This is a genomic window from Planotetraspora sp. GP83, from assembly GCF_041262585.1.
Classification (GTDB): Bacteria; Actinomycetota; Actinomycetes; order Streptosporangiales; family Streptosporangiaceae; genus JAOEGB01.
In genome coordinates this window covers 96,436-118,437 of the sequence record NZ_JBGCBZ010000009.1, presented here as the reverse complement: position 1 = coordinate 118,437, position 22,002 = coordinate 96,436, and the positions used below count along the sequence as shown (strand labels likewise).

General features: G+C 69.4%; 23 protein-coding genes. 14 read left to right on the top strand and 9 right to left on the bottom strand.

Features of this window, described 5'->3' with window-relative positions; genetic code table 11:
• Positions 1 to 213 precede the first annotated feature (213 nt).
• The 3 genes from ABH927_RS15070 (at position 214) to ABH927_RS15060 (ending at position 1,793) form a co-directional block, all read left to right on the top strand.
• The gene (locus ABH927_RS15070; RefSeq protein ID WP_370021891.1) at positions 214 to 951 is read left to right on the top strand and encodes a hypothetical protein; all 738 of its coding nucleotides are present in this window, start codon (positions 214 to 216) and stop codon (positions 949 to 951) included.
• Between the two features lie 271 nt (positions 952 to 1,222).
• Positions 1,223 to 1,609: a VOC family protein gene (locus ABH927_RS15065; protein ID WP_370021889.1), complete on the top strand. Its 387-nt coding sequence runs from the start codon at positions 1,223 to 1,225 to the stop codon at positions 1,607 to 1,609.
• A gap of 55 nt (positions 1,610 to 1,664) precedes the next feature.
• Entirely contained in the window at positions 1,665 to 1,793 is a 129-nt protein-coding gene (locus tag ABH927_RS15060) for a hypothetical protein (protein ID WP_370021887.1), read from the top strand.
• Positions 1,794 to 1,810: 17 nt separating this feature from the next.
• Here ABH927_RS15060 and ABH927_RS15055 read toward each other — a convergent pair whose 3' ends face one another.
• From ABH927_RS15055 to ABH927_RS15040, 4 genes are all read right to left on the bottom strand, one after another.
• Entirely contained in the window at positions 1,811 to 3,037 is a 1,227-nt protein-coding gene (locus ABH927_RS15055) for an ATP-binding protein (RefSeq protein ID WP_370021885.1), read from the bottom strand.
• A gap of 81 nt (positions 3,038 to 3,118) precedes the next feature.
• The gene (locus tag ABH927_RS15050; protein ID WP_370021883.1) at positions 3,119 to 3,658 is read right to left on the bottom strand and encodes a hemerythrin domain-containing protein; all 540 of its coding nucleotides are present in this window, start codon (positions 3,656 to 3,658) and stop codon (positions 3,119 to 3,121) included.
• 233 nt (positions 3,659 to 3,891) lie between these two features.
• Positions 3,892 to 4,893, bottom strand: a complete 1,002-nt coding sequence (locus ABH927_RS15045; protein WP_370021882.1) for an RNA polymerase subunit sigma-70 — start codon at positions 4,891 to 4,893, stop codon at positions 3,892 to 3,894.
• A gap of 2 nt (positions 4,894 to 4,895) precedes the next feature.
• Positions 4,896 to 5,312, bottom strand: a complete 417-nt coding sequence (locus ABH927_RS15040; protein ID WP_370021880.1) for a glyoxalase superfamily protein — start codon at positions 5,310 to 5,312, stop codon at positions 4,896 to 4,898.
• A gap of 252 nt (positions 5,313 to 5,564) precedes the next feature.
• On the opposite strand from ABH927_RS15040, the gene ABH927_RS15035 reads away from it, so the two are divergent.
• Entirely contained in the window at positions 5,565 to 5,735 is a 171-nt protein-coding gene (locus ABH927_RS15035; RefSeq protein ID WP_370021878.1) for a hypothetical protein, read from the top strand.
• A gap of 70 nt (positions 5,736 to 5,805) precedes the next feature.
• Here the strand turns inward: ABH927_RS15035 and ABH927_RS15030 are convergent, their stop codons facing one another.
• A complete protein-coding gene (locus ABH927_RS15030) occupies positions 5,806 to 7,248 on the bottom strand; it encodes an MFS transporter (protein WP_370021876.1) in 1,443 nt (480 codons plus the stop codon).
• 96 nt (positions 7,249 to 7,344) lie between these two features.
• Between ABH927_RS15030 and ABH927_RS15025 the strand changes: the two genes are divergently transcribed.
• The 4 genes from ABH927_RS15025 (at position 7,345) to ABH927_RS15010 (ending at position 10,928) form a co-directional block, all read left to right on the top strand.
• Positions 7,345 to 7,791 carry a MarR family winged helix-turn-helix transcriptional regulator gene (locus ABH927_RS15025; RefSeq protein ID WP_370021874.1) on the top strand — a complete coding sequence of 149 codons (447 nt, stop codon included), beginning with the start codon at positions 7,345 to 7,347 and terminating at the stop codon, positions 7,789 to 7,791.
• Positions 7,792 to 8,062: 271 nt separating this feature from the next.
• Entirely contained in the window at positions 8,063 to 9,424 is a 1,362-nt protein-coding gene (locus tag ABH927_RS15020) for a transaminase (protein WP_370021872.1), read from the top strand.
• A gap of 31 nt (positions 9,425 to 9,455) precedes the next feature.
• On the top strand, positions 9,456 to 9,902 hold the full coding sequence (locus ABH927_RS15015) for an Lrp/AsnC family transcriptional regulator (protein ID WP_370021870.1): 447 nt from the start codon (positions 9,456 to 9,458) through the stop codon (positions 9,900 to 9,902).
• A 177-nt stretch (positions 9,903 to 10,079) separates the two neighbouring features.
• On the top strand, positions 10,080 to 10,928 hold the full coding sequence (locus tag ABH927_RS15010; protein ID WP_370021868.1) for an MBL fold metallo-hydrolase: 849 nt from the start codon (positions 10,080 to 10,082) through the stop codon (positions 10,926 to 10,928).
• Between the two features lie 31 nt (positions 10,929 to 10,959).
• On the opposite strand, the gene ABH927_RS15005 is transcribed toward ABH927_RS15010, so the two are convergent.
• Complete coding sequence (locus ABH927_RS15005; protein ID WP_370021867.1) at positions 10,960 to 12,051, bottom strand: MFS transporter; 1,092 nt, start codon at positions 12,049 to 12,051, stop codon at positions 10,960 to 10,962.
• Positions 12,052 to 12,188: 137 nt separating this feature from the next.
• The gene (locus tag ABH927_RS15000) at positions 12,189 to 13,064 is read right to left on the bottom strand and encodes an NUDIX domain-containing protein (RefSeq protein ID WP_370021865.1); all 876 of its coding nucleotides are present in this window, start codon (positions 13,062 to 13,064) and stop codon (positions 12,189 to 12,191) included.
• Positions 13,065 to 13,790: 726 nt separating this feature from the next.
• On the opposite strand from ABH927_RS15000, the gene ABH927_RS14995 reads away from it, so the two are divergent.
• Entirely contained in the window at positions 13,791 to 14,354 is a 564-nt protein-coding gene (locus ABH927_RS14995; RefSeq protein ID WP_370021863.1) for a hypothetical protein, read from the top strand.
• Between the two features lie 440 nt (positions 14,355 to 14,794).
• Here the strand turns inward: ABH927_RS14995 and ABH927_RS14990 are convergent, their stop codons facing one another.
• A complete protein-coding gene (locus ABH927_RS14990; protein WP_370021861.1) occupies positions 14,795 to 15,406 on the bottom strand; it encodes a M15 family metallopeptidase in 612 nt (203 codons plus the stop codon).
• A gap of 470 nt (positions 15,407 to 15,876) precedes the next feature.
• Here ABH927_RS14990 and ABH927_RS14985 point away from each other — a divergent pair, with 470 nt between their 5' ends.
• The 5 genes from ABH927_RS14985 to ABH927_RS14965 all read left to right on the top strand — a co-directional run bounded on the left by ABH927_RS14985 (position 15,877) and on the right by ABH927_RS14965 (position 21,048).
• Positions 15,877 to 16,740, top strand: coding sequence for a prolipoprotein diacylglyceryl transferase (locus tag ABH927_RS14985; protein ID WP_370021860.1), 864 nt, complete (start codon positions 15,877 to 15,879; stop codon positions 16,738 to 16,740).
• The gene (locus ABH927_RS14980) at positions 16,737 to 17,315 is read left to right on the top strand and encodes a hypothetical protein (protein WP_370021858.1); all 579 of its coding nucleotides are present in this window, start codon (positions 16,737 to 16,739) and stop codon (positions 17,313 to 17,315) included. Before ABH927_RS14985 ends, ABH927_RS14980 begins: the two co-directional genes overlap by 4 nt.
• A 5-nt stretch (positions 17,316 to 17,320) precedes the next feature.
• Complete coding sequence (locus tag ABH927_RS14975) at positions 17,321 to 18,877, top strand: radical SAM protein (RefSeq protein ID WP_370021856.1); 1,557 nt, start codon at positions 17,321 to 17,323, stop codon at positions 18,875 to 18,877.
• Positions 18,874 to 19,272 carry a hypothetical protein gene (locus tag ABH927_RS14970; protein WP_370021854.1) on the top strand — a complete coding sequence of 133 codons (399 nt, stop codon included), beginning with the start codon at positions 18,874 to 18,876 and terminating at the stop codon, positions 19,270 to 19,272. The genes ABH927_RS14975 and ABH927_RS14970 overlap by 4 nt, the downstream gene beginning before the upstream one ends.
• Before the next feature lie 594 nt (positions 19,273 to 19,866).
• Positions 19,867 to 21,048 carry an ATP-binding protein gene (locus ABH927_RS14965; protein ID WP_261584582.1) on the top strand — a complete coding sequence of 394 codons (1,182 nt, stop codon included), beginning with the start codon at positions 19,867 to 19,869 and terminating at the stop codon, positions 21,046 to 21,048.
• Between the two features lie 101 nt (positions 21,049 to 21,149).
• On the opposite strand, the gene ABH927_RS14960 is transcribed toward ABH927_RS14965, so the two are convergent.
• Positions 21,150 to 21,998 carry a MauE/DoxX family redox-associated membrane protein gene (locus ABH927_RS14960; protein WP_370021852.1) on the bottom strand — a complete coding sequence of 283 codons (849 nt, stop codon included), beginning with the start codon at positions 21,996 to 21,998 and terminating at the stop codon, positions 21,150 to 21,152.
• Positions 21,999 to 22,002: the final 4 nt, after the last annotated feature.

The following is a 22,002-nucleotide window of genomic DNA, read 5'->3' as shown; positions in this document are numbered from 1 at the left end:
TGTGGCGCCACCTGCGGCTGGAGCCCGCAGGCGCCGAACGAGGTTTCGCGCTCGGCGACGGTGACGCAACGCCGGCCGTCCCCCGTTGATCATTCCAGCCATGCGCAGCCGTACGCCGCCATGTCCTGAATTCGGTACTCGACTACCAGCAGCGATCAAGGCCCAGTACGCTCGTCCAGTGGTTCGATCTTCGGGCTATTGCGGGGAGTTCCAATGAGCCGAAGTCTCAGGGCGTTCGGGGTGGCGCTGGCGCTTTGTGTCGGGTTCGTTGTGATCCCCGCGGGTGCCACCCGGGCGGCTGACGAGGGGGTGAAGCACTTCCACGTGGCCGACGCGGCCGTCCCGGCCGACGGTGAGAGCGAGGTCACCTTCTGGGGATCGCTGGTGACCGCGTGGGGCGACCCCACTACCGGGACCAAGCCGGTCGACGAGTTCGACATCGTCATCGCCGTACCGGGCAAGGGGACACGGCTGGCCGAGGTCGAATGGGAGCGCGTCCCGGGCGCGCCGATAGAGGGCCTCCCCCCGGCGACGGTCCCCTTCACCGGGAAGTTCACGGTCAAGAGCAGCGACCCGGGTGGCACCTGGGAAATCCGCGCGCTCGTCTCCCGTCAGGACAGCGACGCCAAGCCCGTCGTCTTCCGGTACAGCTTCCCGGTCGTCGGGCGCACCCTGACCTTGACGGCAAGCCCCGCCGAGGTCGCCAAGGGCGGCCGCATCACGCTCACCGGAACCGCCAAGTACGGCACGAAGCCGCTCGCCAAGACCAAAATCGCCGTGTACTTCAAGAAGAAGCGCGCCTCGTCCTGGAAGCTGGTCGCCTACGTGAGGTCAACCACGACCGGCCGGTACGCCAAGGCGTTCGTCCCCGCGTACGACGGCTACTGGCGCACCAGACTGGTCGCCTTTCCGTCGGTGCTCTCTCCGTTCCGCTTCGTCGACGTCACCTGACCATAAGGGCTGGCGAATCGCGGCCGTGGCCGCCATTACGACGCCCCACGAGGTTGCCCCGTCCCGTGACCGTCGACGCTCACTCGGCGCGGCCGAGGCCGTCCGGCGGTTGGCGTCCGTCGCGGCGCGGACGAACTCCCGCACACGTGCAGTCGTATTGGTTTCCAGCCAGACCAGTCCTCGTTCGATTGGTGGGGCGTCGCGACATCGACCAGGCCCTGTTCGCCGGCTGGCTGCGTCAGGCCTACCACCTGGAGTCGAGGTGACCATCATGCGGGTCAAAGCCTTCGATCACCTGGTGCTCAACGTCCGGGACGTCGAGCGCGCACTGGAGTTCTACTGCGGGCTTCTCGGTCTGGAGCCGGTACGCGTCGCCAAGTGGCGGGCCGGCGATGCCCCGTTTCCCTCGGTGAGGGTCACTCCGGAGACCATCATCGACCTGGTCCGCGGCCCCCGGGGTGAGTCGAACGTCGACCATATCTGCCTGGTCGTGGAACCGCTGGACTGGCACGAGGTAATCGACTCGGGCGTCTTCACCGTCATTGAAGGGCCCGTGGACCGGTTCGGCGCCCGTGGCACGGCGACCTCCATCTACGTGCGGGACCCTGACGGCAACACCGTCGAACTCCGCTGGTACCCCCAAGACGCGGAGGGATAGACAGGTCGGCGCACGCTTGCCTCGATCCCGTAACGAGCACCGTAGGGTCTTCTGCATGCTCTTGTGGATCAACGGCCCCTTCGGCGGCGGCGAGACGCAGACCGCGCACGAGATCCAGCGGCGGCTTCCCGGCAGTGTCATCTGCGATCCCGAACACGTCGGCTTCGGCCTGCACCGGAGTTAGCGACGGCCCCCGCGGCCCTAGGCGGCGAGGGGGAGGCGGAGGACGAAGCGGGCGCCGGTGGGGTGATCGGCGGCGTACAGGCAGCCGCCGTAGGCCTGGGCGATCTCGCGGGCGATCGACAGGCCGAGCCCGGAGCCGCCGGGGTCCTGGAGGCGGGCGTCGTCGAGCCGGTAGAGGCGTTCGAAGATTCTTTCGCGGTCGGCCGACGCGACACCGGGTCCGTCGTCGATCACCTCGAGGACCGCCTCCGGTGGGTCGGCGGTGACCATGATCTCGATCTTCGTCGTGGTGTGCCGTTCGGCATTGGCCAGGAGGTTCGCCAGGAGCCGGGCCAGGGGGATCCGCGAGGCGTACACCTTCACCTGCTGATCGAGTCGCGTGTGGACGGCGGCGTTGACGGTGCGGCGTTCGAGTTCGTCCAGGACGAGCTGGGACAGGTCGACCAGTTCCGTGGCGGCGGGCGCCGTGGTGTCCAGGCGGGCCAGGGCGAGGAGATCGGCCACGATGTCGTTGAGTCGCTCGGCGTTCCGGAGCAGTCTGCGCAGGATCTGCTGCATGTCGATGTGGGGTTCGGAAAGTGCGACCTCGAGTTCGGTCAGGAGCCCGGTGATCGGGTTGCGCAGGTCGTGGGACGCGTCGACGACGAACTGCCGCTGCCGCCTGATGGAGTCCCGCAGCGCCGATGTGGTCTGGGTTTGTTCCCTGTGGGTCTGCTTGAGCCGTTCGTTGAGGTCCTGAAGCTCCCGGTTGCGGGCGTAGAGGTGGTTCTCCATCGCCTTGAGCTTCGCCCGTGCGCCGGTGACGCCTCGCCGGCTCGACCACCTCAGCTGCTGGAGGAAGTCGGTGACCTCCTCGGTGCTGTGAATGATCAGCTTTACCTTTCCGTCCGGGCCGAGGACGGGGGTGTTGACCGTGCTCCAGTGCCGTTCCTCGAACACGCCGGGCATCCCCGGCGGCTCGACGTCGTACCTTTGCAGCGCCATGGTGTCCCGTTTGCCGGTGGCGAGCACACGTTCCAGCGAATCCCGCAGAACCTTGATCCCCTGCGCGTCGGGATCGTCGGCCGTGTCGGGGTTGTCGGGGAAGACGGCGAAGATGCAATGGCCGATCAGCTCCGCCCGAGTCCGCTGGGTCACGTCCAGATAGGCGTCGTTGGCCGCGACCATGGTGAAGTCCGGCGTCAGCAGCAGCGTCGGGACCACGCCGGCGTTGAACATCTCCTCGTAGTCGATCTCTGTCTTCATCACCCCCGGGCCTCCCCTCGACCCCCTATATGCCCAGGCTAGGGCGGGAAATGGGGATTTGGACTATCGGGATGGGGCCGTTCAACCGATGTCGACCGGACCTCCGGGGCGGCGATGCCCATAGCCGGTGAGCAGGAAGCCGGGCTTCGACCCGTCCCAGTCCGGCATGGCCAGCGAGTTGAGGGCGGAGACGATCCGTTTCTCTTCGTAGACGAAATGCGACTCCAGCAGGGCGGCCAGGCCGTCCAGCTCGGCTCGTACGCGTCGCGCCTCGGCCGCGCCGGGCTCCAGATCGCCGAGTAGGTGTTCCAGCTGGCGCAGGATGTCGGCCACCATGTGGTGGTCGCGTGTCAGCTCCTCCAGCACGGGCCGCAACTCGGGGAATCGCTCCGCCAGGACGGGAAAGGCCCCGCCGTCTTCGCCGGTGTGATGCCGATCGAGCGCCGAGCAGAAGGTCAGGCAGTGCGCCCGCAGGTCCCGGGGCCGCTCGCCGCCGCCGTCGAGGTAGGCGTCGACGTCCTCACGGAGCCGGGCGAGCTCCTCGCGGAGCCAGAGGTGGACTTCGATCAGCTGGTTGCCGAACGCCGCGAGGCGGCCGCTCGGCTCGTTGGATGTTTCCATGGTCGTCCCATGATTCGGCGCCTCCATGCCCACGGCGGTCTCTCTGCCGGGTGCACCGCGACGCTGACGTGGGATCCCATCATCCTTCCGGCGGGATCGTCAAGCCCGGCCGGTGGATCCCCGCGCACGGATGCCGAGCCGGGTGGCTGCGCCTGCTCCGTTGGAGCCGGAAGGCCGCCCAGCTCGGCAGCGCCTGTGCCGTACGGCAGCGCCCCTGCCGTACGGGGAGCTCCTCAGAGCGTCGGCGGGAGGCCGAACGCCGGGAACAGCTCGGGGCCGAACGTGGTGATCTCGGCGATCGCGCCGTTCTCGATACGCAGGACGTCGAACTTGAACGCGCGGAACTCGGAGTCGCCGGGCCGGCGCAGGTAGCTCGCGGCGGTGGGCATCCGGTTGGCCTGCGTCGGCAGGAGGCGCCAGTCGCCCTCCCTGTCCTCTCCCAGCGCGCGTTCGAGCAGCGGGGCGATCATCGCCAGCCCCTCGAAGCACATGGGGTAAGGCGGCATCGTGATGCGGAGGTCCTGCGCCGCGATGGCGACGGCCGCCGCGGCGTCACACCGTTCGTGCGCGTCGATGAACCGCCCGAGCAGGGTGCGCTCCTCCTCGTTCAGCTCGCGCGCGGGCCATTCGGCGCGGCGCGCCGGCAGATGATTCTGCATGGTGGCGCGGGCGCGCTGGAGGGCGCTGTTGGCCGCGGCGACGCTCGTGTCCAGGGCGGCCGCCGTTTCACTGGCCGCCCAGCCGAGCACGTCACGGGCGATGAAGGCCGCCCGTTGCCTCGGCGGTAGCACCTGCATGGCGGCCACGAACGCCAGCTCGATCGTCTCCCGCGCCACCGCGACCGCGTCCGGCTGCTCGTCGCTGGGCGCGACCTCGTCCAGCAGGCGGTCGGGGTACGGCTGGAGCCACGTCACCTCGGCGAAGGAGTGCATCATCGTCAGATGACGTGAAGTGCGCCGGAGCATGTCGAGACAGACGTTCGTGGCGATCCGGTAGAGCCACGCGCGGAACAGCGAGCTGCCGTCGAAGCTGTCGCGGCTCCGCCAGGCCCGCAGGAGCGTCTCCTGCACGGCGTCCTCGGCCTCGTCGAACGAGGCGAGCATCCGATAGCAGTGGACGTGCAGCTCGCGCCGGTGGCGCTCGGTGAGCTGGGCGAAGGCGGACTCGTCGCCGGACAGAGCGGCGTCGATCTCATCGGTCGGCATGTGCGTGGCGCTTTCTCGCGTCGAGTCCATGATCACGCGGACGATCCGTCGCGCTTGACCTCCTGAACCAGCCAGCCGTTGCCGTCCGGGTCGCTGAAGGAGAAGAACGAGTTGTAGCTCGCGCGCTGCGGGTCGGGTCCCGGCGTCTGGCCGTTCGGCCCGAAGTGGAAGACGTCGCTTGCGGCGACCTCCCGTCCGAGGAGCTCGGCGCGCGCGGCGTCGATGTCGGAGACGACCAGGTGCAGACCCTGCAGCGAGCCCGGCGCCGCGATATTGCGCATGAGGGAGATCGAGCAGTCCGAGCCGGGCGGCGTCAGCTGGACCACCCGGAAGTCGTCCCCGGCGCTGTGGTCGACGTCCAGGTTGAATCCGGCGTTGTCGATGTAGAAGGTCTTCGCGCGGTCCACGTCCGAAACGGGCACGACCACGAGTTCAAGCGTCCAGTCCACGATGCGGTCTCCTTGGCTGATCGGTGGGGGTCACCGAGGTTTCAACACATGAAACGTCCGCCCCAGCGGAAACTCATCGGTGATGCGATGAGAAGATTCCCGGCGAACCGGCGAGCGGAGCGGACGGCCTCGGGTGGTGACCCGGACCCTCACACTCGTACAGTTCTTATCGCCGCGTGATGACATGGATGGTCCTTTCTGGGTAGCCGACGACGCCGAAGAGGTCTCCATCTGAACCGCACTGGAGCGACCGTGATCCTGCGACAGACCGCTCAGCAGTCAGACTCGCCCGCCTTCGACGGTTTTCTCTCGTACGGCCGGCCGGGCAGGCGCTATCGGCTCCGCGGCCTGATGGGCATCACCGCGACGGGGATCGTCTGCTGGGCTGTGATCATCGGCCTGGCCCTGTGGCTGCTGGCGTAACACCGCGTCGCTGCGGTGCCTGGACCCCGCGTCGTGGGGCGGTGCCTGGAACCCGCATCGCCGCCACGACCTAACGCTGAGAGTTGTCCCGGCCGGTGACGAGGAAGACCGCGAGCGCGGCCAGGCAGAGGAACCCGGCCGCGCCGAGGCTCGCCACGTTGAAGCCGTGGACGGCCGCCTGGGGGGCTGATGCGGGATGCGTGCGGAGGTACGCGGCGGCGGCGGTCCCGGCGATCGTGCTGAGCAGCGCGGTGCCGAGAGACGCGCCGATCTGCTGCGAGGTCATGACCATGGCGCCGGCCACGGCGGTGTCGGCCCCGGCGCCGAGGGTCGCGGTGCTGTTGGCGGTGACCAGCACCCATCCGCTGCCGAGTCCTATCAGCAAGAACACGGGGAACACATGCGGCCAGTAGCCGCTGTCGGTCCGTACGAGACCGAGCAGCGCGAGCCCGGCCGCGATCGTCAGCAGTCCGGGGACGAGCAGCGACCGCACCGGCGCGCGCATCAGGAGCGGGCTCACCGCCCGCACGCCCACCATGAGCCCGGCGGTGAGGGACAGGAAGGCCAGGCCGGACCGGACCGGCGAATAGCCGAGCACGTTCTGCAGATAGAAGGTGAGGAAGAACAGCGCGGCGAACATGCCCACCGCCAGGCTCAGCACCGCGAGATAGGACCCGCCCCGGCGCCGGTCGAGGACCACGCGCAGTGGCAGCAGCGGCCCGGCGACCCGGCTCTGCACCCACACGAAGACGACCACTGCCAGGACGCCGACGGCCAGCGGCCCGACGGTGATCGCCGCGCCCCAGCCGTCGAGCTCGGCCCGGGCGAAGCCGAAGACCAGGGCCATCAGGCCGATGGTCGCGAGCAGCGCCCCGGCGAAGTCGACCCGCACCCCGGTCGCGCGGGGCGCGGGACGGACGGCGTAGAGCACTCCGGCTCCGGCGGCGACCGCGATGGGCAGGTTCACGTACATGCACCAGCGCCAGTCGAGGTAGTCGGTGAGGAGCCCGCCGAGCACGACGCCCAGACCGGACGAGCTGCCCATGACGGTGCCGTAGATCCCGAACGCCTTCCCGCGCTCGGCGGGTGTGGGGAAGGTGGCGGCGAGGGTCGCCAGCACGGACGGCGTGAGCAGCGCCCCGAAGACGCCCTGAAGGGCCCGGGAAGTGAGCAGCATCGCCGGGGTGACCGCCGCACCGCCGAGCGCGGAGGCCAGGGCGAACCCGGTCAGCCCGATCATCATGCTGCGCCTGCGGCCGATGAGGTCCGACAGGCGGCCGCCCAGGAGCAGCAGGCCGCCGTAGCCGAGAGCGAAGAGCGTGATCACCCATTGACGGTCGGGGTCCGACAGGTCCAGTGATCTCTGCATGGACGGCAGCGCGATGTTCACGATCGTCAGATCGATGCCGATCATCAACTGGGCCGTCGCGACCGCGGTGAGCGCCCACCAACGCCGGGGGTCGGGAGCGGCGTGGTCGGAGGAGAGCCGGGCGGAGCCGACTGTTGTGGTCATGTCCATCCTCGAAATTGATTGGCCGAGCCAACGTTGGCTCGACCAACGGTATATCGAAATCATTGGCCATGCCAATGGATTGCTAGACTTTCCCCCATGGAGATAGGGGCCACCCGCCTGCGCGCGAAGGCCAGCTGGCTGATCAACAAGACCTCACTGCACGCGCATCGGCTGGTGGCCGAGGGGTTGGGCTCCGTTGACGCCCGTGGCTACCACTTCGCGATCCTCGCCGCGCTCGATGAGTACGGCCCGGCGAGCCAGGCGGCCCTCAGCCAGCGCACGGGGATCGACCGCAGCGACACCGTGGCGATGGTGAACGAGCTCGTCGATCAGCACCTGGTCGTCCGGGAGCCTGATCCGGACGACCGCCGCCGCAACGTCATCACCATCACTCCCGCGGGCCGGCGACGGCTCGAGCGACTCGAGACCGTGCTGTCCGAGGTGCAGGACGAACTGCTCGCCCCGCTGTCAGCGGCCGAACGCCGGCAACTGGTCGGCTTGCTTGCCCGCGTCCTCGACCACCACACCTCGCAGGCCGGCTAATCGCGAAGCAGGCGGCCATCGGCTCCAGCAGTGAACTGCCGAGCAGGGTGAGTTCGTATTCCACCCTCAGGTGGCGCTGATCGACGAGATCGAGGCCCCCAGGCACCACCGCACGCAGGTCGCCGTCGCGCCCTGACCCCCGCCCAGCACCACCACCCACACCCACGCACCCTCCGATCGCTGACGCCCGGGGTGAAGGATCGAACGCGGTGGTGTACGTTGACTTCAGATTTCGTCATAAAGACGGATTTGTGCGATCTTTTCTGAGGCAGTGAACGTGATCGACCGTACCCATCTCGCCGGCCTCCTCGACCGCGAACGCCGCACGTTCCGGGAGCGCAACCCGCGCTCGGCCGCCGCCTACGAGCAGGCGCGGGCCCACCTGTTCGGCGGCGTGCCGATGACCTGGATGAACAAGACCGCCGCCGGCTTCCCGCTCTACCTCGCCGAGGCGCGCGGCGCGCGGGTCACCGACGTGGACGGCCACGAGTACGTCGACCTCTGCCTGGGCGACACCGGCGCCATGGCGGGGCACTCCCCGCAGGCCACCGTGGACGCGGTCGCCGAGCGGTTCGCCCGCCTCGGCGGCGCGACGGTGATGATGCCGACCGAGGACGCGACCTGGGTCGGCGCCGAGCTCGGCCGCCGCTTCGGCCTGCCGTACTGGAGCTTCTCGCTCACCGCGACCGACGCCAACCGGTGGGCCATCCGCCTGGCCCGGGCGATCACCGGGCGGCCCAAGATCCTCGTCAACAGCTACTGCTACCACGGCAGCGTCGACGAGGTCCTTCTCGTGGTCGGCCCGGACGGCGAGCAGGTCTCCCGCGAGGGCAACGTCGGCGCTCCCGTCGACCCGACCGTGACCTCGCGCGTCGTGGAGTTCAACGACCTGCCGTCCCTTGAGCGCGAGCTGGCCTACGGCGACATCGCGGCCGTGCTCATGGAGCCCGCCCTCACCAACATCGGCATCGTGCTGCCCGAGCCCGGTTACCTCGACGGGGTGCGCGAGCTGACCAGGCGGCACGGCACACTGCTGATCAACGACGAGACCCACACGTTCTCCGCCGGCCCGGGCGGCTGCACGGGGGCGTGGGGGCTGGAGCCCGACATCGTCACGATCGGCAAGGCCGTCGGCGGGGGCATCCCCAGCGGCGGGTACGGCCTGTCCGCCGAGGTGGCGGCCCGGATCGAAGGCATGAGCGGCCTCGACCTGATCGACATGGGCGGCGTCGGCGGCACGCTCGCCGGCAACGCGCTCTCCGTCGCCGCCATGCGGGCCACCCTGGAGCATGTGCTGACCGATGACGCCTTCGCCGGCATGACCGAGCTGGCGACCCGCTTCACCAAGGGCGTCCAGGCCGTCATCGACTCCCGCGCGCTGCCGTGGTCGGTCACCCAGCTCGGGGCGCGGGCGGAGTATCGCTTCACGAACCCGGCGCCGCGCGACGGCGGGGAGTCGAACGCGGCGGGCGACCCCGACCTGGACGACTACCTGCACGTCTATCTGGCCAACCGGGGCGTGCTGCTGACGCCGTTCCACAACATGGCGCTGATGTGCCCCGCCACCAGCGCGGCCGACGTGGACCGCCACCACGAGGTCTTCGCGGCGGCCGTGTCGGACCTCGTCGGATGAGCCGTACGGTGGCGCGGAGCGTGGTCGGCCGATGAACCTCGACGAGATCGATCGGATCGTGCTCCGCGAGCTGCAGCAGGACGGCCGGATCTCCTACACCGCCCTGGCCGAGGCGACCGGGCTCTCCGCGCCCGCCGTACGGCAGCGCGTGCAACGGCTGAGGGACGAGGGCGTCGTGCAGATCGTCGGGGTGACCGACCCGATGGCGCTGGGCCTGCCGGTCATGGCCCTGATCGGTGTGCGCGTCCACGACGACGTGCACACCGCGGCGGACCGGATCAGCGAGCTGCCCGGCGTCATCTACGTGGTGCTGACCTCCGGCTCGTTCGACATGTTCGTGGAGGTGGTGTGCAAGGAGCCCGCCGAGCTCCTCGCCGTGCTCAACGACCACCTCAGGCGGGTCCCGGGGGTCACCCGCGCCGAGGCGTTCACGTACTTCGGGATCCACACCCACCGCTTCGCGTGGCCCGGCACATGAACGGATCCGGAGCCGGGCGGGAGACGATCTGCTTTCTCCCAGATGAGCCGCCTTCGTGCCGGGCCGGGTTTACCCCGGAACGGAAATCCGGCGGGGGGCGTTGGTGGACGGCCACCCCCCACTGATGGGGGATTTGTCCGTTTATGCGTAGCCTGATGGTAAGGGGAGGGGGACGCCATGCGCGATCAAGCAGACGCGACCGTGTTCTTCGTCGGAAACGCCACCATGATCATCAGGTCTCACGGCTTCACCCTGCTGACCGATCCGAACTTCCTCCATCGCGGCCAGCGGGCGTACCTGGGCTGGGGCATCACCACCCGGCGCCGCACCGATCCCGCGATGGACGTCAGCGAGTTGCCTCCGGTGGACGCCGTGGTCCTGTCGCACATACACGGCGACCACTGGGACCGGATCGCCCGGCGCGGCCTGGACAAGGGCGTGCCGATCATCACCACGCCCCACGCCGCCCAGCGGCTCAGGCATCAGGGGTTCCACAACGCCCTCGGCCTGGAGACCTGGGACGATCATCATCTGCGTCACGGCGATCGCACGCTGACGATCATCGCCACGCCGGCGCGGCACGCGCCGGGCCCGGCGCAGATGCTGCTTCCACCGGTCATGGGCAGCGTCCTGGAGTTCGGCGAGAGCGGCCAGATCAACCTCCGCATGCACATCAGCGGAGACACGATCATGGATCCGTGCCTGTCCGAGATCCCGGAGCGCTTCCCCGACATCGACGTGGGCGTCGTCCACCTCGGCGGCACCAAGATCTTCGGGATCCTCGTGACCATGGACGGCATGCAGGGCGCCGAGTGGCTCAACCTGATCAAGCCGGATTCCGCCATCCCGGTGCACTACGACGACTACGAGGCGTTCAGCTCCGGGCTCGAGGACTTCCGGCGCCATGTCAGCCGGGCGGGGCTGTCGCACCTCGTGCACTACATCACCCGCGGCGAGACCTACCACCTGCCCGTACGGCGAGCGGGCACCCAGCAACAGCGGCCCTCACCCGGCCCGCCGCGCTAGTCGACCTAGTCCCGGATGCGCCTTTGGCGCCTCAGCGCCCTCGGCCTCGCCGCCTCAGCGCGAAGGCGATCAGCAGGTACGGCAGAGCCGCCACGGTGAAGATCAACCATGGTCCGGCCCAGAGCGATCCGACGGCGTAACCGGCGAAGACGAGTATCGCCACGACCTCCACTCCGAGGCCGGCCATCGAGGTGACGGTCGCCCGGGATCTGTCAGCGATCTGTTCCTGCAACCGGGCCTCCGTGGTGGCGACGGCCCATCGGAAGATTCCGTACGCGACGGCGACGAGGACGAACCCGGCGGGCCGCCCGCTCGACGCCCCGGCCGCGAGACACACGGCGGCGACGGCCAGAGCGGGAGCGACCGCGTGTGACCCGCGGCCCGCGAACCACCCGCCCAGCGTGACGCCCGCCGTGACCAGCAATTCGAGCAACGGCACCGTGGGGGTCGTCACCCCGGTCGCCTTCGCGAGCAGCGGGAGGTACTCCTCCAGCGCATCCGCCACCGAGATGACCGAGATCAGCAGGACGGAACGGCGGACCAGGGGCGCCTGCCGTACCTCACGGAGACCGTCGCGAAGCACCCCGAGATAGGAGGTGTCCTCCGCGTGCTCCTCTGGGCGGGTTCTGGTCTCGGGCAGCGACCACCCGACGGCCGATCCCAGCAGAGTCACCAGAACGCTCGCGACCCCTGCCGCCGTGTATCCGCCGGCGGCGAGCACCGGCGCGGCCACGCCGGTGGCGGCCATCACCGCCGTCGTGCCGACCGCTCCTGAACGGCCGATGAGCCGGGCGTAGCCGTCCGCCGCCCCGACCCGGGCGAGCTCCTCGTAGACCAGCGCCTGGAGTGTGCCGGACCGCAGCGCGCTTCCCGCGCCCCACAGCACGAAGCCGGCCGCGAAAGCGGGATAGGACGGGACGAAAGTCCACAAGGCGTATCCCGCACCCGTGACAAGCGGGGCGACGGCGAGCAGCCACCGACGGGAGACGACATCGGCCCACAGGCCGGATGGAACCTCCAGCACGATCCCGGTGATCGACCAGATCACGAACAGGGACGAGATCTCGCCGGGAGACAGCCCGGTCTCCGCGAACAGCACCGCGTATACGGGATACAGCAGCACGAAGTCTTCGAGGAACGCGTAGGCGTAGAGCCGGGCCGCGAGTCGTGACTCAGGTGAGCATCAATGTCGCCATGTCATGCCCCGCACACTACCCAACGATCGACGACCGGGACAGGGGCTTCCCGGCGCGCGCCGCATCAGAGCTGGTTGAGCAGCCAGCGGGGGCCGGTGACCAGAGCTCCCAGGGCGGTCACGCGCTCACGGAGCTCACGGTCAGCCGTGATCACGAGCACCTTCTCCCAGGGTCTGGTGTCGCGGACGGCTTCCACGATCGCGTCGTCACCGCTGCCCGGTGCGACCACGGCCATGATGCCGGGCCGCGAGGGCCCCTCGTCGGCGCCCCGGGCGGCGGCGCCCTCCAGCACCGCGACGATCCGGGGAAACCACCGTGTCAGCTCCGGCAGGCCATCGGGGGCCACGCCCAGGCCGTCCGACGCGAGCGGCAGGAGCTCATTGAGCAGCCGGTTGGCGGCCCCCGCCCGGTCCTTCCACCAGCCGTGCTCGGCCCGCGCGCCGATGATGTTGGCCACGTCGAGGACGACGATCAGGGGGCTGAGCGCGAGCCGGATCTTCGGCCAGGAGTCGGCGAACCCCGGATGCAGCTTCTTCGACGTCACCTCGTCGGCCGCGACCCAGCGCATGTCCGTGCTCTCCCCGTTGGCCGGGGCGGCGTCGAGCAGGCCCTCCGCCTCGGCGATCACGGTGTGGAAGGACCAGCCACCATGGTCGTCGATGTAGACCCCCTGCACCCGGAGGAGGTCGGCGGTCAGCGCCGCCTCTTCCATCGCCTCACGCAGCGCGCCGGCGACGGCGTCCTCGTGGCTGTCACGGGCGCCCCCCGGCAGCCCCCATGTCCCCCCGTGATGGCTCCACCAGGACCGCTTCTGCAGCAGGACGTACGGCATGCCGTCGAGCGTGTGATGGACCGCGAGCAGGCCTGCCGCGCCGTGGAGCCCCCAGTGCTGGTGCCCGCGGTCGCACAGCGCCCAGCCGTCCCCGTCCTTCGCCGCCATGGCTCCAATCCTTCCGTATGCGGCCTGGCCAGGCCGATTCTCCGACCGCCCGGCCTCCAGTGGCGTACGGGACGCAGTGGCCTGCCGTACGGGGAGAGGCCGGGCGACGTGATGCGGCCGATGGCCGATCGTTATCAAGTGGTAAGCGATCCTCCGGAGGCCGGACCCGTAGGCCCGTTAACGTGTGACCCCTCGCTCGTCATTCCCCTCCTATCCCAGCAATCTCAGAAGTCGACATGAGATCGCGCGATAACACGGCTGAATCACGAGATGTCATAGCAAGGACAGATACGCCCGCTTCGTTCGGTTGAGAAGCGGGCGTTGTTCTTTTCCGGGCCGGGATTCGCTCGCGTTCCGGCGCGAGTTCGAGTGGCCACCACGTTGAGAGCGAGACGGAACACCCCGGCGTCGGCCAGGCGCTCTCAACCGACTTGATCAGCGCGCCGTCCACGCCATTGCTCAGGGCGCGGGGAAGCGCCGAAGGCGTCTCGATGACGCCTACCGCCCCGTCCAGGGTCCACGTCGCTCCCGGCTCACCCGGCTCAGCAAGCTCACCGGGCTTACCGGGCTCACCCGGCTGAACGCGCACGACGGCATTTCAAACGCCGAAGAAGCCCGTGGCGTTATGGCCCATCTTTGACCGGACACTGATCATTCGGGCCGTCATCGTCCGGTGTGTGGCGCTTACCGTCTTTCCTGTCAACTCCACCACTTCGGGGGAATCTCATGCCTATATGTACCGCAGTACTCGCCGCCGCGCTCCTCTCCGGACCGGCGGCCACGCCCGTTGACCAGATCCCGCAGCCCGGGAACGGCACCGCGACCACCACAGGCAAGCAGCTCGCGTCGGAAGCGATGAAGCACCCGGACGACCCGGACCTGATCGCAACCAAGGCGATGGACATCCTGAAGGCGAAGGGCACCAAGGCGGGGCCGATGACGGAGGACGGCGGATCGTCGCCTCAGGACGTCTCCCTCAACGGGGACAACGCCGCCTCGGGCCTGAAGGGCAACGGGGACAACGAGGGCAACGGGGGCAACGGGGGCAACGCCATCTCGGGTCTCAGGGGCAACGAGGACAACGCCGCCACCGGCCAGAAGGGGACGGGACAGCCCGCCGGCATGCCGGCGGGCATGTCGGGCCTCATGCCGGCCGGCATGCCGTCCGTCCGCGGTCACCAGTCGGACGACTCGGCCGCGGACGCCTGGGCCTATCCCGCTCCCACGCGTCATAAGGCAAAGGCAGCACCGCACCGCGGTCGACACGCGAAGCCGCGCGACTGGCGTTAGGTCGTGTTCTGAGAAGTCATGCCCCGCTGCGCGCGGTCCAGATGGCGCCTCGCCGCGTTGTCGCCCCACCCACGAAATTCCTCGCACGCTCGGAATTTCCGCGGGGCCCGGGTTCGTCGGCCGGAGGCTCCAACTCCGACCTGCTCCTCCGCTTGCGACGCATCCGTCTGGATCCGTGCTCGCGGCGGGCAGCCTGTATCAGACACTTCCTAAGGCGCTGTGCGTGGGACGGCACGAGCCGGACCGCAGGCGGCTTCGTCCACTCCCCCCGCTCTGCGCGTCGCGCGCAGGCCCACGACTGCGCGCGACGTAGCGCAATCCCTCGCTCGCCAGGGGAGCCGCGCTCATTCTGATCAAAGGCCGGTCCCGGTCCCGGCCGTCTTGTGCGGCTCCTCGGAGGTTCGTGCTTGTGCGGACCCTCGGGTTCGTGCGCGGCAGGATCAGCGTCCGGACGCCGAGAAGTGCTGGTAGTCCTTCGCGCCCGACCACAGGCCGCCCCAGCCCCAGCCGATGTCCTCGAAGGCTCGCACTACTCGATCGCCCTCGTTGATCACGCCCGGCTTCTTGAGCGGGCGCTCGACGAAGGCGTCGGCGTTCCTGTGAGCGTTGGACCCGTCCGCGTAGACGTACGGATTCTCCCGCGGATTGATGTCGACGGCCCGGCCGTACGCGTGCTCCGACCAACTGCTCGACCCAGTGGCGTTCCGGCAGTTGAAAGCCGACGTGTTGTCCGCGTCGATGGAGTCGTTGTCGCTGCCCTTGTAGGCGTCGACCAGCTCCATGCGGCGAATGGGGAAGCGGAAGTCGTAGAGCTTCTTGAACACCGACACGACATCCTCGGCGACGGCCGCGTTCACCGCCAACTCGCCGGTGTGCGCCTTGTCGTCGAAACCCCAGTAGGTCATTGTGATCTTCCGCAGCCCGCTCAGCGGCACCGGGCAGCCCGGACGCCACGAGTACGGCGCCTCGCCCCGCGAGAGCCTGCCGATCGTGGCCGTGAACTTCGGCGGCCCGGAGGGAGTAGGCGCGGGCGGAGTGGGAGTGCTGGCCACGGGCGGTGCGGCGGACGGCGAGACAGATGAACCCGGCGACGACACCGGCGCCCCGGGGGATGCCGCTGACGCGTCCACCGGAAACGCGGACGGAGTGGCGGGCGGCGCCCCCGGGGACGATGCGGCGTCGTTCGCTCCGCCGCAGGCCGTCAGGCTCAGCAGAGCCACCGATACCACCGCTGACCTGGGGTTCCATCTGGAAGCCATACGCGCAGAGTACCCGCGTCACGCAAATGTGACGGTGCTTTCCGCCCGGTTGGCGGCCTGTATACGCGAAGGCGAAATCGCCCGAGCCCGGCAGCCCCTCGATCGACGGTCGCGCTGTGGCCGGTCACCGCGTGGCGGCTCTCTCCCTGACGCTCTTCGGCAGCCCCGGGGGCGTGACGGTGCGGATCAGCCGAATTCCGGGAGCGAAAGCCGTACAAGGTGGGGATCGGAAATCGTCGGGGGACGCGACTATGGTGTCGATCGTGATTCCCGAGCTGCGCATCGGTGGGCTGGCGGTGCCGACCCACGGCTTCTTCGTGGGTCTCGGGGTGATCCTCGCGAGCGTGGTCTTCGTCCTGGAGGCCCGGCGCAGAGGCGCGCTGCGGGAGGAGTCGCTCGTCGCGGTGACCGGCGCGCTGGTGGGGGGCGCCATCGGGATGCGCCTGTCCGGCTGGGCCGAGCATCTCGATCCCTCGTTGAACCCGAGCCTCCTGGAGGCGTGGATGTTCGGCTCCCGGAGCATCCTCGGGGGTCTGACGGGCGCGTACGCGGGTGTGCTGATCGCCAAGCGGCTCATCGGATATCGAGAGAAGACCGGCGACCTGTTCGCGCCTGCCGTGGCCCTCGGCATGGCGGTCGGCAGGATCGGCTGTTTCCTGACCGAGGCCCCGGGCCGTCCTACGAGTCTGCCGTGGGGGATTCACGCGCCCGCGTCGGTGCCGGAATGCCCCGGATGCCTGGCCGGTCAGGCCATGCATCCCTCGTTCCTCTACGAAATCGCCTTCCAGCTCGCCGCCTTCGGGGCGCTGCTGTGGGCACGAGGCCGTGTCAGCCGGCCTGGCGAGTTGTTCACGCTTTACGTGGCGGCCTATGCGGTGTTCCGGTTCGCCGTCGAGTTCACCCGGGCCAACGAGACGGTCTGGCTGGACCTCACCCGCCCGCAGTGGTTCATCATCCCCGGTCTCGTGCTCGTCGCCATCAGGCTGCGGTACGGCTACCGCCACGGGTTCTACGACCGGTTGCTGGGCAGATCCCCGGAAAGCCCAGACAGCCGGATCCATCACGAGGAAGAGAGCGCCACCCCATCGGCTTGGACGCCGGCGGCTCCGCGCCAGGAGATCTCATGAGCACACCCCCCGAGCCGCCCAACGGATCGCCCGACGAGTCTCACAACGAGTCTCACAACGGGTCCCAGAGCGAGCCCTCCGAGCCCCCGGCGAACGGGCAGCCGCCCGAGCCCCAGCCACCGGCACCCCAGCCACCGGCCGGGCCCTCGGGGCCGTCCGGGCCTCCCGGGCAGTTCGGGCCTCCGGGGCAGTTCGGGCCTCCGGGGCAGTTCGGGCCTGGTGGGCCGCAGGGGTGGGGGCCGCCTCCGCCCCCGCCGCGGAACACCACAGGGATCGTCGTCGGAATGACGTTCGCGGGCATCGCCATCTTCGTGGTCGTCAACCTGCTGGGGTTCATCGCGACGCTGAGCGCGGCCGACAGCGTCGGAAGCGGCAAGAACCTCATCGTGGGAATCGGGGCGCTGATCCTCGCGGCGGCCGCGCTCGGCGGAGGGGCTGTGCTGATCATGCTCCGCAAGCCGTGGAGCAGGGGCCTCGGCCTGGGTCTGATGATCGGATGGGCCCTCATGTCCATCGTCTCCGTCGGTTTCTGCACGGGCATCAACCCAGCCATCTATACGGATGGGGCACTGTGACCGGCATGCCACTGCGTGGGGATCGCATCCTCCGCTACGTCAACGCGTTCTGCCCGCGGTGCCACGACGAGCAGCCCGGCCGTCCGCTTGCGGACGTCCCACGCCTGTCCGGGTGGCTCGCCGCCCGGAACGACCGCGTCTACCTGGAGCGCGCCTGCCGTACGCATGGCATGGTCCGGACCCTCTACGACGAGGACCCCGAGATCCTCGCCTATTTGGAGGAGTGGACCGCGCCCACGAAGGCCCACATTCCGGATGTCGCCGGAAACTTCGACCCGGTGCCCATGGCGTACCTGCGTGGCCTGCCCGAGATGCAGACCCAGCACACGTGCATCCTGCTCCAGGACGTCGCGGAGACCTGCAACCTGCGCTGCCCCACCTGCTTCACCGAGTCCTCACCGGACCTGCGGGGCATCGTGCCGGTGGCGGAGATCCTGGCCAACGTGGACCAGCGGCTCGCCCGCGAGAACGGCCGCCTCGACGTCCTCATGCTGAGCGGCGGCGAGCCCACGCTGCACCCCGACCTGTCCGAGCTGCTGGCCGAGCTCGCGGCCCGGCCGGTCACCCGCATCCTGATCAACACCAACGGCATCCTCCTGGCCAGGGACGACGCGCTGCTCGACCTGCTCACCGAGCATCGGGAGCGGGTCGAGGTCTACCTGCAGTACGACGGGGTGTCGGCGGAGGCGTCCCGCCACCACCGGGGCGGTGACCTGCGGCGGTTCAAAGCTCAGGCGATCCAGAGGCTGTCGGAGCGGGAGATCTTCACGACGCTGGTGATGACCTGCGCCCTCGGCGTGAACGACGGCGAGATCGGCGATGTCGTACGGCTCGCGCTGGACACGCCCTACGTCGGCGGCGTCTCGATCCAGCCGCAGTTCGGCTCGGGACGCTCGGGGCTGATCGACCCGATGGACCGGCTGACGCACACCGGCGTCCTCAAGCGGCTGGCCCCCCAGACGGACGGGCTCGTCAGCTGGCGCGACCTGACCGCGCTGCCGTGCTCGCATCCCCACTGCTGCTCGGTCGGCTACATGATCCGTGACGACGCCGACCAGTGGCGGTCGCTCACGGCCCTGATCGGGCACGATCGACTGAAGGAGAACCTGGGCCTGGTCGCCAACCGGATCGCGGACACGGAGATCCCCCGCGAGTTGCGCCTCGCCGTGCAGGAATCGCTCCTCGGCCTTCTGTCCGAGCAGTCGTCGCTGTCTCACCCGGAGATCGGCAAGCTCTGGCGGGACATCTGCGAGAACTGCGACCTCGGCCTGTCGACCCTGCTGACGCTCGCGTCCTCGGCCCTGCCCGGCCGGAAGCGGCGGCTTCGCCGGCTGCTCGGCGAGCGAGTGGTCCGGATCACGGTCAAGCCGTTCATGGACATGTCGACCATGCTGGAAGAGCGGCTGATCCAGTGCTGCGTCCACGTCGGCACCCGTTCCGACCAGGACCAGTGCGCGCCCTTCTGCGCCGTGCAGGCCTGGCCCGCCCTCGCCCGGCAGCGCCTGTCGGCCGTCGCCTCCGTCGACGCCGGGGTACGGCTGCCGCTCGTAGAGATCACATGACGCCGGAGCCGCCGAGAGGAATCGCCTACGAGGAGGCCGTCGCAGCCCAGCGGCGCCGTGCCGCCGAGCAGCGCAGTGCGGCTGAAGAGCCTCGTGCGGCCGAGCAGGGCAGTGCCGGCGCGGAGCGCGATGCCGCCGAGGGCGGGCCCGCTCAGCCGTACGACCCGTTGAAGTTGTGCGTGTACACCACGGTCGCGCTGCTCGCCTGGCTGCTCGGCCCCTGGGCGGTGCTGGGCTTCGCGGTCCTTGGCCTGGTGGGCTACTGGCGGGCTCGCCGGGCGGGCCTGACCAGGAGCAAGTGCCTCCTCCGGGACACCCGGCTGGTGCTGGCCTATCTCGGCCTGATCGCCGTCGCGGCCATCGTGGCCCTGGTCCTGGCGTACGTCCCTCGGTAATCACCCCACGCCGGACCGCCGTGATCATGCACGGATTCCCGGGTACGGCCACCGCCTCCCACCACCCCGCTCGTGATCATGCACGGATTCCCGTACGTCGCCCTTAGCTGCACGTACGTGCTCGGTGATCTGGCAATTGCATGATCACGATCGGCGTCGGGCCAGGTGAAGAGCGTGGCCGTGAACCTGTGCATGATCACACTGGTGGTGTGGCGGGGTCTGGCGCGACGCGAGGCTGAAGCTTTTCATCGAAAAGCTCGCGCACGTGTTCGATGCCGCGCTACAGTCTTGGCCATCGGATCGAACAGGGGTTCGGTCCCCGTCTCGGCAGGTGAGGGGTGGGCCATGGCAGCGTTCGCGGCTGAGGTGTCCCTCGATGTCCCGCCGGTCGCCGGGATCGCCCCCTCCGGTGAGCGCTTCAGTGAGCCCTCCAGCGGGCCCTCGGGTGAGGCCACGCCGGTGCCGTCTCCCCGGCCCCCGGCCGACGCGCCGGTCCCCGCCCGGTGTGTCCCGCTTCGATCGCGAGCGACACGCCGTAGCGCTTTCTACGGAAATCTACGACGGCCGCTATATCCCGTCATAAAGTCCGAGAGCGTGGACCCCGTGCGCAATCCCTACGCCCCCGGTGCGGGTCAGCGACCCCCGGAGCTCGCCGGGCGCGATCGCGAGTTGCAGCAGTTCGAGATCGTGCTGGAGCGGGTGGCCCGCGGCCGTCCGGAGCGGAGCATGGTTCTCACCGGCCTTCGCGGCGTCGGCAAGACCGTCCTGCTCAACACCTTCAAGTCGATGGCCATGCAGCGGCTGTGGGGCACCGGGAAGATCGAGGCCCGGCCCGACCAGTCGATCCGCAGGCCGGTCGCAGCCTCGCTGCACATGGCGATAAGGGAGCTGGCCCCCCGCCACCGTGCTCCCGAGCGGATCGAGGAGTTCCTCGGCGTGCTGAAGGCGTTCGCGATGCGTGACCCGGCGGCGGCGAAGGGCACGTCCCACTGGTCGCCCGGCATCGACGTCCCGGCGTCGCGCGGCCGGGCCGACTCGGGCGACCTGGAGATCGACCTGACCGAGCTGTTCGTCGATGCCGCGGGTGTCGCGACCGACCTCGGCGTGGGCATCGCCCTGTTCATCGACGAGATGCAGGACGTGCAGGCACCGGACATCTCGGCCCTGTGCGCCGCGTGCCATGAGCTCTCGCAGTCCGGCGGCCCGTTGATCGTGGTCGGCGCCGGTCTGCCCCACCTGCCCAGTGTCCTCTCGGCGAGCAAGAGCTATTCCGAGAGGTTGTTCCGCTACGCCCGGATTGACCGGCTCGACCGGGACGCCGCCGACCTCGCGCTCATAGCCCCGGCCGAGCGGGAGGACGTCGAGTTCACGCCGGAGGCGCTCGACGCCCTTTACGAGGCGGCCGACGGTTACCCCTACTTCGTCCAGGCGTACGGCAAGGTCGCCTGGGATCTCGCTCCCCGGAGCCCCATCACGGCGGACGACATCAAGGTGTCGGCGCCCGAGGCCGAGGAGGAGTTGGCCGTCGGATTCTTCGGCAGCCGATACGAGCGAGCCACCCCGGCCGAGCGTGACTACATGCACGCGATGGCCCAGCTCGGCGACGACCCGGTGCCGACCGCCGAGGTCGCCGACGTGCTCGGCCGCAAGCCGTCCAGCCTGTCCCCGGCGCGGGACAGCCTCATCAAGAAGGGCCTGATCTACAGCGCGGAGCGCGGAGTCATCGGTTTCACCGTCCCCCACTTCGGGAGGTTCCTGCGTGCCCAGCCGCTGTAGCCGGCCATCCCCATTGACCTCTCTACGGCTTTCTAGAGGGGAAGCTAGAGAGCCGTAGAGAGCTGAACATCGGTGTGCTCGATGCGGGAATCTATGCCTGTCTAGGGTGAGACCGATACAGGCATAGATTTTTGCAGAGTGATGAGCGGACGCCCGTCCGGATTGACGATCGCGGCCCGTACGGGCGGCCTCCGGCCGCTCAGATAGACCGCGAAGACGACGTCCGTGCCGTCGTGGGCGGGAAAGACGAAGAAGCGCCAGCACAGCTCCCGCCACATGTCGGCGGGCTCGTCCGACTCCAGCATCGACGCATGCGACCGCCATGCCGTACTCGCCCGGAGCCGGGAAAGGGCCCGTTCGACGGGAAGGGGGCGCTGCTCGCAGGGGGCTCGGTAGCGCAGACGCGCCACGGTCTCCTCGATCTCCGGCGAGAGGAGCAGCAGCAGGGCGACACCCCCGCCGAGCCAGGCCGCCGTCTGCCAAGAGCGGCTGGACAGAGCCGTGGAAAGGGCGCTGGACAGGGCCTCGAAGCCGGTGACGCCGTCCAGCGCCACGACGACCGCCATGGCCGTGAGCAGCACCACCCGGCCGATCGACCGCAACCCCACCGGGGCCGCGCTCACTTCTCCGAAGCACCCGCACCCCACGTCCGGCCGGCGACGGTGCAGATCCCACAGGACGTACGTCGAGACGGAGAAGAACGCCACGGGCAGCCAGCGCGCGGCCGGATGGCCGGCGAACAGCAGCACGGCGATCAGCGCGAACTCCCCGGCCGCGCAGACGATCATGGCGGACTTCCGGAACCGGTCCGGAACCAGCACGGCGGGCCCGAGCCGCCCGAGCGCGCCGGGTTCGGTGTCACTCCCGGCCGTGGCCAGCTTGGCGCCGCCGCCAAGGGCCAGCATCACCACGAGGATCGGCAGAGCCGCTACCGCGATGGTCGAGAGCACCACC

Bases quoted from the DNA above. Each gene is read 5' to 3' on its own strand.
- ABH927_RS15070 (WP_370021891.1), top strand. From the start codon at position 214: ATGAGCCGAAGTCTCAGGGCGTTCGGGGTGGCGCTGGCGCTTTGTGTC.
- ABH927_RS15065 (WP_370021889.1), top strand. From the start codon at position 1,223: ATGCGGGTCAAAGCCTTCGATCACCTGGTGCTCAACGTCCGGGACGTC.
- ABH927_RS15060 (WP_370021887.1), top strand. From the start codon at position 1,665: ATGCTCTTGTGGATCAACGGCCCCTTCGGCGGCGGCGAGACGCAGACC.
- ABH927_RS15055 (WP_370021885.1), bottom strand. From the start codon at position 3,037: ATGAAGACAGAGATCGACTACGAGGAGATGTTCAACGCCGGCGTGGTC.
- ABH927_RS15050 (WP_370021883.1), bottom strand. From the start codon at position 3,658: ATGGAAACATCCAACGAGCCGAGCGGCCGCCTCGCGGCGTTCGGCAAC.
- ABH927_RS15045 (WP_370021882.1), bottom strand. From the start codon at position 4,893: ATGGACTCGACGCGAGAAAGCGCCACGCACATGCCGACCGATGAGATC.
- ABH927_RS15030 (WP_370021876.1), bottom strand. From the start codon at position 7,248: ATGACCACAACAGTCGGCTCCGCCCGGCTCTCCTCCGACCACGCCGCT.
- ABH927_RS15025 (WP_370021874.1), top strand. From the start codon at position 7,345: ATGGAGATAGGGGCCACCCGCCTGCGCGCGAAGGCCAGCTGGCTGATC.
- ABH927_RS15015 (WP_370021870.1), top strand. From the start codon at position 9,456: ATGAACCTCGACGAGATCGATCGGATCGTGCTCCGCGAGCTGCAGCAG.
- ABH927_RS15010 (WP_370021868.1), top strand. From the start codon at position 10,080: ATGCGCGATCAAGCAGACGCGACCGTGTTCTTCGTCGGAAACGCCACC.
- ABH927_RS15000 (WP_370021865.1), bottom strand. From the start codon at position 13,064: ATGGCGGCGAAGGACGGGGACGGCTGGGCGCTGTGCGACCGCGGGCAC.
- ABH927_RS14995 (WP_370021863.1), top strand. From the start codon at position 13,791: ATGCCTATATGTACCGCAGTACTCGCCGCCGCGCTCCTCTCCGGACCG.
- ABH927_RS14980 (WP_370021858.1), top strand. From the start codon at position 16,737: ATGAGCACACCCCCCGAGCCGCCCAACGGATCGCCCGACGAGTCTCAC.
- ABH927_RS14975 (WP_370021856.1), top strand. From the start codon at position 17,321: ATGCCACTGCGTGGGGATCGCATCCTCCGCTACGTCAACGCGTTCTGC.
- ABH927_RS14970 (WP_370021854.1), top strand. From the start codon at position 18,874: ATGACGCCGGAGCCGCCGAGAGGAATCGCCTACGAGGAGGCCGTCGCA.